Raw genomic sequence first — 12,500 nt, forward strand, 5'->3', positions numbered from 1 at the left:
GAAGGGGAACAGCGTGATGCAAGAAAGAAAGGAGTCAGATGTGAAAATCTATTTAGATGTCATTTGGCTGTTAAACTTTTGTTTTGATGCACTTTTGCTTTTGCTCACGGCATTTATTTTAAAACGGCATGTGAAAAAAAGAAGACTGATAGGCGGAGCGTTCATCGGTTCCAGTATCGTCCTTTTGATGTTTACTCCTTTTTCGCCGATCGTTGAACATCCGGCAGGTAAGCTGGCTTTTTCAGTTGTTATTGTGATGGTGACATTTGGCTTTAAGAGATTCCGCTATTTCTTTCAAAATTTGTTTTCCTTTTATTTTGCGACTTTTTTAATGGGAGGAGGAATTATCGGGGCCCATTCTTTGCTGCAGTCAAATTCTGTTGTTCGAAACGGTGTCATGATTACCAATCAAACTGGGTTTGGAGATCCGATCAGCTGGTTGTTTATTGTTGCTGGCTTTCCAGCATTATGGTTTTTTTCTAAGAGAAGAATTGAAGATATTGAAACAAAAAACATTCAATATGAGGAACGAGTCAGCGTACAGGCGGATTTGGGCGGCCAAACGCTTCATGTCAGAGGGCTGATTGATTCCGGTAATCAGCTGTACGATCCGCTTACTAAAACGCCGGTCATGATTATTCACATTGATAAACTGGAACCGATTTTCGGAGCAGCCGAAACGATGATCATTCGGAACACAGATCCATTGGAAGCCACCCAACAGCTCGATGATTCGTTTCGTTTTTTAGATAAACTGAGGCTGATTCCATACAGGGGAGTAGGTCAGCAAAATCAATTTTTACTATGCGTTAAACCGGATCACGTAACGATTATAACGAAAGAAGAAATGGTTTCTGCGGATAAATGCTTAATCGGCATCAGCACAACAAAGCTATCGGCAGATGGAGAGTTTGACGCAATTATTCATCCGAAAATGCTTTCGGGCAAGGCCATCAAACATGTTTCATAATGTTCGCAAATGTCCGTTACTTATCATACTCAAACGACGTGACATTTAGAAGGGAGAGGAAGATGAAAAAACTGAAATTGCGATTGACGCATCTCTGGTATAAGCTGCTGATGAAACTTGGGCTGAAAAGTGATGAAGTCTATTACATAGGTGGGAGTGAAGCCCTGCCGCCTCCATTATCTAAAGATGAGGAGCAGGTTCTGTTAATGAAGCTCCCAAACGGCGATCAGGCGGCTCGCGCTATTTTGATTGAACGCAATTTGCGCCTGGTCGTCTATATCGCCCGTAAATTTGAAAATACGGGAATTAATATAGAGGATTTAATCAGCATCGGTACCATCGGATTAATCAAAGCTGTGAATACGTTCAATCCAGAAAAGAAAATCAAGCTGGCGACCTATGCCTCCCGCTGTATAGAAAACGAAATCCTGATGTATTTAAGGAGAAACAACAAAATCCGTTCAGAGGTTTCCTTTGATGAGCCGCTTAATATTGATTGGGACGGCAATGAGCTTTTGCTTTCTGATGTGCTTGGCACTGACGATGACATCATCACAAAAGACATAGAAGCTAACGTAGATAAAAAGCTTTTGAAAAAAGCGCTTGAACAGCTCAATGAGAGAGAAAAACAAATCATGGAACTCCGTTTTGGTCTTGTCGGCGAAGAGGAAAAGACCCAAAAGGATGTAGCGGATATGATGGGGATTTCCCAGTCCTATATTTCTCGTCTTGAGAAACGAATCATTAAAAGATTGCGAAAAGAATTCAACAAAATGGTGTAAAAAATTTTTTGCGGGTAATCCCTTGATTCTACAAGGATTTGCCAATTGTGACTTTTTTTCGGTCTGAGTAAAGTGCATATTTTTCCCACCCAAGGAGATACTTAACGTTGTACAGCAGCTCCTGTAGGGAGGGAAAAAAGTGTCGAGAAATAAAGTCGAAATCTGCGGGGTGGATACCTCCAAATTACCAGTACTCAAGAATGAAGAGATGAGAAAGCTGTTTAGGCAGCTGCAGGATGAAGGCGATGATTCAGCAAGAGAAAAGCTTGTAAACGGGAACTTGCGTCTTGTCTTAAGTGTCATTCAAAGATTTAATAACAGAGGAGAGTATGTTGATGACTTATTTCAGGTCGGCTGCATCGGACTAATGAAATCCATTGATAATTTTGACCTAAGCCACAATGTTAAGTTTTCAACATACGCTGTACCTATGATTATCGGAGAGATCCGCAGGTATTTACGCGATAATAACCCGATCCGTGTCTCAAGATCACTCCGGGATATCGCTTATAAGGCACTTCAGGTAAGAGAGCGGTTAATCAGTGAGACAAGCAAGGAGCCGACTGCAGAAGACATCGCAAAAGTTCTTGAAGTACCGCATGAGGAAATCGTGTTTGCGCTTGATGCCATCCAGGATCCGGTTTCTCTATTTGAACCGATCTATAACGACGGTGGAGACCCGATCTATGTGATGGATCAAATCAGTGATGAGCGCAATAAAGATTCACAATGGATTGAAGAGCTGGCTTTAAAAGAGGGCATGAGAAGACTGAATGATAGGGAAAAAATGATCCTGAGAAAGCGATTCTTCCAAGGGAAAACTCAAATGGAAGTAGCCGAGGAAATCGGGATTTCCCAAGCACAGGTGTCCAGACTTGAAAAAGCGGCTATCAAACAAATGAATAAAAATATCCATCAATAATGAAATAGAAAGCCTTTAAAACGATTGTGTTTTAAAGGCTTTTCTATTGATTGCGGGCGGTTTACGTTTTGGAAAAAATAAGGTATCCTAGTTCGTACAAAGTTTTATGAAAATTTAAATAATTATAAAAGGGCAGTAAAGAGGAGGACCACGATGATTTTGCAGCTTGACAATGTCTCACTAAAACGGAATGGAAAATGGATACTGAGAGATATTCATTGGAAGGTGGAAGAAAAGGAAAATTGGGTGCTTTACGGACTGAATGGCGCCGGAAAGACAGCCCTGTTAAATATGCTTTGCTCATATTATTTTCCAACATCGGGCGAGATGGAGGTGCTTGGCCATGAATTTGGTAAAACGGAGCTTGGAGAGAAACTTAGACGGAAAATCGGCCTCGTCTCAGCGGCGCTTCAGCAAAAATTTTATCCGGCAGATTCAGCATTTGAAATTGCTTTGAGCGGAGCTTACGCTTCGATTGGATTATATGAAACACCAAGTGCAGAAATCAGGGAAAAAGCGATTGGTTTGTTAGAGGACTTGGGAGCAATTGAATTTGCCGACCGCCGCTATGAAACCCTTTCTCAAGGAGAAAAACAAAGAGCCCTGATTGCAAGAGCGCTTATGGCTGATCCGGAGCTGCTGATACTGGACGAACCGGTCACAGGGCTGGATTTTATTGCCCGGGAAAAGCTGTTAGACACGATTACATACATTGCAAATAAAGAAAATGCGCCATCGATCCTTTACGTGACTCATCATGCGGAAGAAATTTTGCCGGTCTTTGACAAAGCCCTTTTGTTAAAACAGGGAGAGGTCTTTAAATCGGGAGCAATAAAGGAAATGCTTACTGATCACATACTTTCCGCTTTTTTTGATACGCCAATCCATGTATTATGGAATCAGGATCGGCCGTTTTTAACAAGAGCCGAGCCGATAACGAATGCCTGACAAACACATATCGATTCATCCTAGGGGTGCTTTGCGAAGCTGAGAGAGACATTTGTCTTAACCCTTTTGACCTGATCTGGATCATGCCAGCGGAGGGAAGCGGTGAAAAAACGGAGTACATAGGACTCTGTTTGTTTTTATTAAGCCGTTTCATAACATTTGAAACGGCTTTTTTGATTTTAAAGAATAGGAGCGGATCGCATTGAATCAACAAATAGACTCTCTGTTAACAAAGGTGGAAGATCAAAAGGAGGAGCTTATTCAGCTAGCAAAAACGCTGATTTCCTATAAAACACCTGCTCCGCCTGCAAGAAATACCGACGGCATTCAGTCTTGGATTGCTGGGTTTTTAAAGGAAATGCGATTCTCGATCGATAAATGGGACGTGTACCCAGGAGATCCCAATGTTGTAGGTCTACTAAAGGGAACAGATTCAGCAGATTATCATAGCTTGATCATCAATGGCCATGTAGATGTGGCAGAGGTAAAAGAGGATGAGGAGTGGGAGCATGATCCGTTTCATCCAATTGAAAAAAACGGTCTCTTAATCGGGCGGGGCGCTTCTGATATGAAAGGCGGAATGGCGTGTGTGCTGTTTGCGGTGAAATTGATTCGTGAAGCCGACATTGAACTTCCCGGTGATTTTATTCTGCAATCGGTTATCGGGGAGGAAGTTGGAGAAGCCGGCACGCTTGAATGCTGCAAGAGGGGCTATCATGCTGATTTTGCAGTTGTCGCGGATACGAGCGATATGCATATTCAAGGTCAAGGCGGTGTCATTACAGGATGGATTGAAATCAAAAGCAGTCAAACGTTTCATGATGGGACGAGGCGGAATATGATTCACGCAGGCGGAGGAACATTCGGGGCAAGCGCAATTGAAAAAATGGCAAAAATCATTGCGGGGCTCGGAGAACTGGAGCGCCACTGGTCTATCATGAAAAGGTATCCCGGTTTTAAACCAGGCACAAATACGATAAACCCGGCTGTCATAGAAGGCGGCAGACATGCGGCTTTTATAGCGGACGAGTGCCGGCTGTGGATCACAGTCCATTTTTACCCGAATGAAACTCATGAACAAGTGGCAGCAGAAATAGAAGATTACATTAACCGGCTGAGTGACAGTGATATTTGGCTTAGGGAAAACCGCCCTGTCTTCAAGTGGGGAGGTTCATCTATGATTGAAGACAGAGGAGAAATTTTTCCGGCACTGGAAGTTGACCCTGGCCACCCAGGCGTATCAGCGCTTACAGCGTCTCATGAGAAAGTGAAACGTGAGCGCCCGGTTATGGACGTTTCTCAATCCGTTACAGACGGAGGATGGCTGTATAATGCCGGCATTCCAAGCGTGATTTACGGACCTGGAGATCTGCATAATGCACACGCCGTGAACGAGGAGGTATCGATTGAGCAACTGGTAGATTATACGAAAATTATGCTCAATTTTATCATCAGCTGGTGCAGCCGTAAAAAAGAACAGTGACCATGAAAATTTCTTCTTGCTGACAAGGTTCAGCCTGCCCGTTCATATACTTGAAAAAAGGACGGAAAAAGGACGTGATGGAATGATCAGCATTTCAGAATTTCAGGTGAAGGATGTCGTCAATGTCTCAAACGGAAAAAAGCTGGGGAGCATTGGTGATATAGATATCAATGTGACCACTGGAAAAATTCAGGCGATCATACTAGGTGGAAATGGGAAAGTTCTCGGATTTTTTGGAAAAGAAGAGGAATTGGTCATTCCATGGCGAAATATAGTAAAAATCGGGGAAGATGTAATCTTGGTCCGATTAAATGAACCGCATGCATAACTTGTTCGTCTGCTGCGGATTGGCAAATGCCGGAAGTCTGGATTCTTCCGGCACATTTCATTTAGAAATATACAAATCGGCGCTCAACGAATGCAGAAAGATGTGGTAAAATAAGTGGGAAATTCCGCTTTTTTAAATGTTTGTCGAAAGGTTGGATCATCATGAATACATATCACCCATTCAGTCTTACCACACCCTCGACACTCATGATACAAGACTGGACACAAACGAATCAAAACAACAGAGAAGTCATTGCCGGATTTACTACGAAAAACGGCGGTGTCAGCCAAAAGCCTTTTGAATCGTTAAATACAGGATTGCACGTTCATGACAAAGATGCAGATGTAGTTAAAAATCGTGAATATATTGCCGATATGTTTAATATTGATTTGCAGTCTTGGGTATTTGCTGATCAGACACATGATAATCGCGTTCAGAAAGTGACGCAGAGGGATAGGGGAAAAGGCGCCCGTGAGTATCACACGGCTCTAAAAGCAACGGACGGGCTCTATACAAATGAAAAGAATGTGTTTTTGGCATTATGTTTTGCTGATTGTGTGCCTCTTTTCTTTTATAATCCGGTTAAATCGCTTGTCGGGGTCGCCCATGCCGGGTGGAAAGGCACTGTCAAACAGATTGGCAGAGAAATGGTGAAGCAATGGACCGAGCAAGAAGGTTCAAATCTCTCAGATATTTATGCTGTTATTGGACCGTCTATCAGCGGAGCATGCTATACAGTAGACGATCGTGTTATGGATGCTGTCCGGGCATTGCCGGTTTCCGCAGAACGTGCCGTAAATCAGACGGCACAGGCACAATATCAGCTTGACCTGAAAGAGCTGAACCGCCTTATATTGATCGACAGCGGTTTGGCAAATGAACAGATTTCTGTCAGTGGTTTATGCACGGAAAGTGAGCCGTCTCTTTTCTATTCTCATCGCCGCGAACAGGGGAAAACTGGACGGATGATGTCCTTTATCGGAATGAAGGAGGCATAAAAGATCTTGCGTGTTGTTGAATATTTACGACATATAAACGAACGAATAAACGAAGCATGTAACAGATCGGGCCGCAGCTCCGATGAAGTTACGGTTATTGCAGTCACAAAATATGTATCGCCTGAAAGAGCACAGGAGGCAGTGGATGCGGGCATCACCTGCCTCGGAGAGAATCGGGATGCGGAACTGCTCCGTAAACAGGAAATGATAAAAGGGGATCCGGAATGGCATTTTATCGGCAGTCTGCAATCAAGAAAAGCAAAAGCTGTCGTCAATTCGGTTTCCTATATCCATTCCTTAGACCGGCTCTCATTAGCTAAAGAAATTGAAAAACGGGCTGAAGGTACTGTCCAATGCTTTGTACAGGTCAATACCTCTCTTGAGCCTTCTAAACACGGCATGAAAAAAGAAGAAGTCATTCCATTCATACAGGAGCTTTCCGGTTTCGAACACATCGTTGTGGCCGGACTGATGACTATGGCTCCGCTGACTGATGATCAAGATGAGATCAGAAGCTGTTTCAGAGCGCTGAGAGAACTCCGTGATCAGGTTCAGGAGCTGAAACAGCCGAACGCTCCGTGTACTGAACTGTCGATGGGCATGTCAAATGATTTTGAAATTGCAATTGAAGAAGGGGCTACTTATATTAGAATCGGCTCATCGTTAGTCGGAAATGAAACAGGGGGTGTACAGCAATGAGTATGAAAAATAACTGAAAAACTTTTTCTCAATGGAAGATGAAGAATACGAATATGAATATATTGAGACAGAGCAAGAATCTCATGAAGAGCATGAGCAAAAGGAAAAACCGGCTTATACCGCAAACAAACCTGCGGGCAAACAGAATGTAGTGAGCTTGCAAAGTGTTCAGAAATCCTCTAAAGTGGTGTTGAGTGAGCCGCGCGTTTATGCGGAGGCGCAGGAAATAGCCGACCATTTGAAGAACCGGCGGGCAGTTGTCGTCAATCTTCAGCGGATACAGCATGACCAGGCTAAGCGGATTGTTGACTTTTTAAGCGGAACCGTTTATGCCATTGGCGGCGATATTCAAAGAATCGGCTCGGATATTTTCCTCTGCACGCCTGACAACGTAGATGTATCAGGCACAATTTCTGAGCTCATATCTGAAGACGAACATCAGAGGTGGTAAAGCGAGATGATCCTTTATCAAGTTTTTTCGGTTTTAAGCTTATTAATTACAATATACTCATTTGCCCTGATCATATATATTTTTATGTCATGGGTGCCGAGTACAAGGGAAACGGCAGTCGGGCGGTTTTTAGCTTCGATTTGTGAACCATATCTTGAACCATTCAGAAAAATCATCCCTCCGATCGCCATGCTGGATATTTCACCGATCGTAGCTATACTTGTGCTTCGGTTTGCAACAACCGGCTTGTGGGGGCTTTATCGCATGATTGCGTTTTAATGTGACAGTTTGATAGGGGCTTGGCAGCAGCCAAGCCTCTTTACATAGAAGGGAAAGACGATGAGCGATATATATCAGCACTTCAGAAAAGACGAGCGGGCCTTTATTGATCAGGCGCTCGAATGGAAAAGTATTGTCCAGGAGCAGTACAGGATGAAGCTGACTGACTTTTTAGATCCCCGAGAGCAGGTCATCCTCTCTGCTGTTACCGGACAGGCAGACGTCGGGCTTGCTTTTTCCGGCGGCTATGACAGAGCGGAACGAAAACGGGCGATTCTGTATCCAGAGTACCTCACTCCGGAAGAATCGGATTTTGAACTGCAGGCGTTTAACGTCCGTTATGCTGAAAAGTTTGTCTCTGTAGAACACCGTTCTCTGCTTGGTGCATTAATGGGCATAGGCTTAAAGCGGCAAAAGTTTGGTGACATCGTGTTTTCTGAGACATCAGTGCAATTGATTGTCTCAGCCGATACCGCTGATTTTGTGGCTGCACAGCTGACCCAAGCAGGCAAAGCGGCGGTCAGCCTAGAGAAAATTGACTTGTCAGACCTTAACATTCCAGCAGTTGATGTCGAAATAAGAGATGACACGGTTTCTTCTTTAAGGCTTGACGCCGTCTGCGCCTCTATGAGCAGACAATCTCGCCAGAAATCACAGACGCTTGTGAAAAACGGCCTCGTGAAAGTGAACTGGAAGGTAGTTGAGGATCCTTCATACATGGTGGCAGAAGGGGACATGCTCTCTGTCAGAGGCTTTGGACGATGCAGCTTAACAAAAATCGAAGGAAAAACCAAAAAAGACAAATGGAGAGTCACGTTTGAACGACAAAAATAGTCGGTTTTTCAGTTTTTTTCTCCATCTGTGCGAAATTTGTTTTATAATGTGAACTAGATAACCGTACTGAAATGTAAAAATGGAGGTGGCATCATGCCATTAACGCCAAATGATATTCACAACAAGACGTTTACAAAAAGTTTTCGCGGATATGATGAAGATGAAGTAAATGAATTCCTAGCACAAGTCAGAAAAGATTACGAAATCGTTCTCCGTAAGAAAACTGAGCTTGAAGCAAAAGTCAATGAACTTGATGAGAGAATCGGACACTTTGCCAATATTGAAGAAACGCTGAATAAATCGATTTTAGTTGCTCAAGAAGCGGCTGAAGACGTAAAACGCAATTCTCAGAAAGAAGCAAAACTGATCGTTCGGGAAGCAGAGAAAAATGCTGATCGCATTATCAACGAATCTTTATCAAAATCAAGAAAAATTGCCATGGAAATTGAAGAGCTGAAAAAACAGTCTAAAGTTTTCAGAACACGTTTCCAAATGCTGATTGAAGCTCAGCTCGATCTTCTGAAAAATGACGATTGGGATCATCTGCTTGAGTATGAAGTCGACGCAGTATTTGAGGAAAAGGAATAAATTCTCTGATTACCTTGACATTTTCTTAACTTGTCGAATATAATACGTTCATAAATTCAGATGAAAAAACGGTTGAAAGGGACAGTCATGCTTCCTTCAGGCCTTTATAGCGACCCGGAGATGGTGAGAGTCCGGGATGGCCGGAATCATGTAGATCAGCCCTTAAGTTTCCTTTCTGAACTCACAGTAGGTTAGGACGTTCATCACGTTACGATGCTCGAGAGGAAAAAGTGTATGCTTGCTTTTTCTAAAAGGGTGGTACCGCGAGATAAGCTTTCTCGTCCCTTATGGGATGAGAGGGCTTTTTTTATTTTCTGAAAAAATGCAGTGGAGGAATGAAAATGGATTTTAAAGATACGCTCTTAATGCCGAAAACAGATTTCCCGATGCGTGGAAATTTGCCAAACCGTGAGCCTGACATTCAAAAGAAATGGGAGGAAGAAGATATCTACCGTCTTGTACAGGAACGGACAAAAGACCGCCCGAAATTTGTTTTACATGACGGACCTCCGTATGCAAACGGCGATATCCATATGGGACACGCGCTTAACAAGATTTTGAAGGACTTCATTGTCCGCTACAAATCAATGAGCGGATACAACGCGCCGTATGTACCGGGCTGGGATACACACGGATTGCCGATTGAAACGGCTCTCACAAAAAACAAAAAAGTCAACCGCAAAGAAATGTCAGTAGCGGAATTCCGCAAACTGTGCGAAGAGTACGCTTGGAAGCAAATCGAGGGACAGCGTGAGCAGTTTAAACGCCTTGGTGTCCGCGGTGATTGGGAAAACCCATATGTGACATTAAAACCGGAATACGAAGCGCAGCAAATCCGCGTATTTGGTGAGATGGCAAAACGAGGTTACATTTATAAAGGTCTTAAACCGGTTAACTGGTCACCTTCAAGTGAATCTGCTTTGGCTGAAGCCGAGATCGAATATCAAGACAAACGTTCAGCATCTATTTACGTTGCTTTCGGTGTGAAAGACGGAAAAGGCGTTCTTGAAAACGGCGAGCGCCTCATCATTTGGACAACAACACCTTGGACAATTCCGGCGAACCTCGGAATTTCAGTGCACCCTGATCTTGAGTACAGCGTGATTGCAGTAGGTGAAAATCGCTTTGTCGTAGCAAGTGCTTTAGTCGAAAATGTTGCATCTGCATGCGGATTTGATCAATATGAAGTGACAAGAACGATCAAAGGGAAAGACCTTGAGAACATTATCGCCGAACACCCGCTATATGGCAGAGACTCTCTCGTTATGCTTGGCGAACATGTAACAACTGATGCCGGAACAGGCTGTGTTCATACAGCGCCGGGACACGGGGAAGATGACTTTATCATCGGCCAAAAATACGGTTTAGATGTGCTATGCCCAGTTGATGCAAAAGGTGTAATGACAAGCGAAGCTCCAGGCTTTGAAGGCATGTTCTATGATGATGCGAACAAAGCGATCACACAGCAGCTTGATGAAAAAGGTGCGCTTGTGAAGCTTGAATTCATTACTCACTCTTATCCGCACGATTGGAGAACAAAGAAACCAACCATTTTCAGAGCGACAGCGCAATGGTTTGCGTCTATTAAAGATTTCAGATCAGACCTGCTGGATGCCATTAAAGAAACCAAATGGGTTCCTGAATGGGGCGAGCAGCGTTTGCACAACATGGTTCGTGACCGCGGAGACTGGTGTATTTCCAGACAGCGTGCATGGGGTGTGCCGATCCCGGTATTTTATGCTGAAAACGGAGAACCGATTATTACAGATGAAACCATTGAACATGTTTCTGAATTGTTCAGACAGCACGGATCAAACATTTGGTTTGAAAAAGAAGCGAAGGATCTTCTTCCGGAAGGCTTTACGCATCCTGGCAGCCCGAACGGCACATTTACAAAAGAACAGGACATCATGGATGTTTGGTTTGATTCAGGATCTTCTCATCAAGCAGTGCTTGAAGAGCGTGAAGATCTCGTTCGCCCGGCTGATTTATATCTAGAAGGATCTGACCAATATCGCGGTTGGTTTAACTCATCTCTTTCTACAGCAGTAGCTGTAACAGGAAAAGCGCCATATAAAGGAGTGCTCAGCCATGGGTTCGCACTGGATGGAGAAGGACGCAAGATGAGTAAATCGATCGGTAACGTCGTTGTTCCAGCTAAAGTTATGAAACAGCTTGGTGCCGACATCTTGAGATTATGGGTGTCTTCAGTTGATTATCAGGCGGACGTTCGCGTATCTGACGCCATTTTGAAGCAGGTTGCTGAAGTATACCGTAAAATCCGCAATACGTTCCGTTTCCTTCATGGCAACTTATTCGATTTTGATCCAAAAACGAATGCGGTAGCTGTCGAAGACCTTCGCGAAGTGGACCAATATATGCTGATTAAACTGAACAAACTGATTGATAAAGTGAAAAAAGCGTATGACGAGTACGAATTTGCAGTTGTGTATCACAGCATCCATAATTTCTGCACAATCGAATTGAGCTCGTTCTATCTTGATTTCGCAAAAGATATTGTGTACATCGAGCATGCGGATCATCCGGATAGACGCAGCATGCAGACAGTATTCTATGAAACGCTTCTTGCATTAGTGAAGCTTTCAGCGCCTATCCTTCCTCATACGGCTGACGAATTATGGTCTCATTTAACATTTGTTGAAGAGCAGAGCGTTCAGCTGACAGATATGCCGGAAACAATAACGGTTCCAAACAGCGAAGCGACAGAAGATAAATTTGACCGCTTTATGGCTTTCCGTGATGATGTCCTAAAAGCGTTAGAAACTGCGCGGAATGAAAAAATTATCGGTAAATCATTGGAAGCCAACCTGAAATTGTATCCAAATAAAGAAAACCAAGAGCTCTTGGCTTCCATTAAAGAAAATCTTTCTCAGCTGTTTATTGTTTCTGAACTGACAATCAGCGAAGAAAATGAAGCGCCGAACGATGCGCAAAGCTTTGCGACAGGTAAAATCGCTGTCGAGAAAGCTGAAGGTGAAATGTGTGAGAGATCACGTGTGATTTCAAAAGATGTAGGTGCAAATCCGAAATATCCTACACTTTCACTGCGAAACGCTGAAATCGTTGAAAAGTACTATCAAAAATAAAGGAAAAGGGCCCGGCGTAAAAGCCGGGCTTTTTTTTGTGCCAAGAGTGACATCGTTTAGAACGGCAGGAAAAATCTTATGGGCTTTAGATCATCATTCACAGGCAACAAT

General features: G+C 43.5%; 12 protein-coding genes, 1 pseudogene, 1 riboswitch and 1 other annotated feature. All 13 genes and pseudogenes read left to right on the forward strand.

All coding sequences use genetic code 11. The annotated features are described in order from the left end of the window. Positions 1–40: 40 nt before the first annotated feature. The 13 genes and pseudogenes from spoIIGA to ileS all read left to right on the forward strand — a co-directional run bounded on the left by spoIIGA (position 41) and on the right by ileS (position 12,389). Positions 41–970 carry a sigma-E processing peptidase SpoIIGA gene (spoIIGA, locus tag Q5C82_RS16900; RefSeq protein ID WP_032727329.1) on the forward strand — a complete coding sequence of 310 codons (930 nt, stop codon included), beginning with the start codon at positions 41–43 and terminating at the stop codon, positions 968–970. 62 nt (positions 971–1,032) lie between these two features. Beyond that, on the forward strand, positions 1,033–1,752 hold the full coding sequence (sigE, locus tag Q5C82_RS16905; RefSeq protein ID WP_003221446.1) for an RNA polymerase sporulation sigma factor SigE: 720 nt from the start codon (positions 1,033–1,035) through the stop codon (positions 1,750–1,752). 139 nt (positions 1,753–1,891) lie between these two features. After that, entirely contained in the window at positions 1,892–2,674 is a 783-nt protein-coding gene (sigG, locus tag Q5C82_RS16910) for an RNA polymerase sporulation sigma factor SigG (protein WP_003221449.1), read from the forward strand. 153 nt (positions 2,675–2,827) lie between these two features. After that, a complete protein-coding gene (locus Q5C82_RS16915) occupies positions 2,828–3,622 on the forward strand; it encodes an ABC transporter ATP-binding protein (protein ID WP_003221451.1) in 795 nt (264 codons plus the stop codon). Between the two features lie 12 nt (positions 3,623–3,634). After that, positions 3,635–3,737: riboswitch (TPP riboswitch) on the forward strand. A gap of 87 nt (positions 3,738–3,824) precedes the next feature. Next, positions 3,825–5,105 (forward strand): acetylornithine deacetylase, encoded by a 1,281-nt coding sequence (locus tag Q5C82_RS16920; protein WP_003221453.1) that lies wholly within the window; start codon positions 3,825–3,827, stop codon positions 5,103–5,105. Positions 5,106–5,187: 82 nt separating this feature from the next. Continuing rightward, positions 5,188–5,433, forward strand: coding sequence for a YlmC/YmxH family sporulation protein (locus tag Q5C82_RS16925; protein WP_003221455.1), 246 nt, complete (start codon positions 5,188–5,190; stop codon positions 5,431–5,433). A 161-nt stretch (positions 5,434–5,594) separates the two neighbouring features. Continuing rightward, a complete protein-coding gene (pgeF, locus tag Q5C82_RS16930) occupies positions 5,595–6,431 on the forward strand; it encodes a peptidoglycan editing factor PgeF (protein ID WP_003221457.1) in 837 nt (278 codons plus the stop codon). Between the two features lie 6 nt (positions 6,432–6,437). Next, positions 6,438–7,130 (forward strand): YggS family pyridoxal phosphate-dependent enzyme, encoded by a 693-nt coding sequence (locus tag Q5C82_RS16935; protein ID WP_003221459.1) that lies wholly within the window; start codon positions 6,438–6,440, stop codon positions 7,128–7,130. Then, positions 7,127–7,581 (forward strand): annotated as a pseudogene (gene sepF / locus Q5C82_RS16940) (cell division protein SepF). The gene Q5C82_RS16935 and the pseudogene sepF overlap by 4 nt, the downstream one beginning before the upstream one ends. A gap of 6 nt (positions 7,582–7,587) precedes the next feature. After that, positions 7,588–7,860 carry a YggT family protein gene (locus Q5C82_RS16945; protein WP_003221463.1) on the forward strand — a complete coding sequence of 91 codons (273 nt, stop codon included), beginning with the start codon at positions 7,588–7,590 and terminating at the stop codon, positions 7,858–7,860. A 60-nt stretch (positions 7,861–7,920) separates the two neighbouring features. Beyond that, positions 7,921–8,694 carry an RNA-binding protein gene (locus Q5C82_RS16950; RefSeq protein ID WP_003221465.1) on the forward strand — a complete coding sequence of 258 codons (774 nt, stop codon included), beginning with the start codon at positions 7,921–7,923 and terminating at the stop codon, positions 8,692–8,694. Between the two features lie 93 nt (positions 8,695–8,787). Next, positions 8,788–9,282, forward strand: coding sequence for a septum site-determining protein DivIVA (gene divIVA / locus Q5C82_RS16955; RefSeq protein WP_003221468.1), 495 nt, complete (start codon positions 8,788–8,790; stop codon positions 9,280–9,282). 62 nt (positions 9,283–9,344) lie between these two features. Further along, positions 9,345–9,571: a binding site (T-box leader), on the forward strand. A 52-nt stretch (positions 9,572–9,623) separates the two neighbouring features. After that, positions 9,624–12,389, forward strand: coding sequence for an isoleucine--tRNA ligase (gene ileS / locus Q5C82_RS16960; protein ID WP_003221469.1), 2,766 nt, complete (start codon positions 9,624–9,626; stop codon positions 12,387–12,389). The last annotated feature ends 111 nt before the right edge of the window (positions 12,390–12,500 follow it).

It is taken from the genome of uncultured Bacillus sp. (assembly GCF_958411575.1).
GTDB lineage: Bacteria > Bacillota > Bacilli > Bacillales > Bacillaceae > Bacillus > Bacillus spizizenii.

Coding starts and splice junctions, on each gene's coding strand:
- Q5C82_RS16915 (WP_003221451.1), top strand. CDS start 2,828: ATGATTTTGCAGCTTGACAATGTCTCACTAAAACGGAATGGAAAATGG.
- Q5C82_RS16950 (WP_003221465.1), top strand. CDS start 7,921: ATGAGCGATATATATCAGCACTTCAGAAAAGACGAGCGGGCCTTTATT.
- sigE (WP_003221446.1), top strand. CDS start 1,033: ATGAAAAAACTGAAATTGCGATTGACGCATCTCTGGTATAAGCTGCTG.
- Q5C82_RS16945 (WP_003221463.1), top strand. CDS start 7,588: ATGATCCTTTATCAAGTTTTTTCGGTTTTAAGCTTATTAATTACAATA.
- pgeF (WP_003221457.1), top strand. CDS start 5,595: ATGAATACATATCACCCATTCAGTCTTACCACACCCTCGACACTCATG.
- divIVA (WP_003221468.1), top strand. CDS start 8,788: ATGCCATTAACGCCAAATGATATTCACAACAAGACGTTTACAAAAAGT.
- ileS (WP_003221469.1), top strand. CDS start 9,624: ATGGATTTTAAAGATACGCTCTTAATGCCGAAAACAGATTTCCCGATG.
- Q5C82_RS16925 (WP_003221455.1), top strand. CDS start 5,188: ATGATCAGCATTTCAGAATTTCAGGTGAAGGATGTCGTCAATGTCTCA.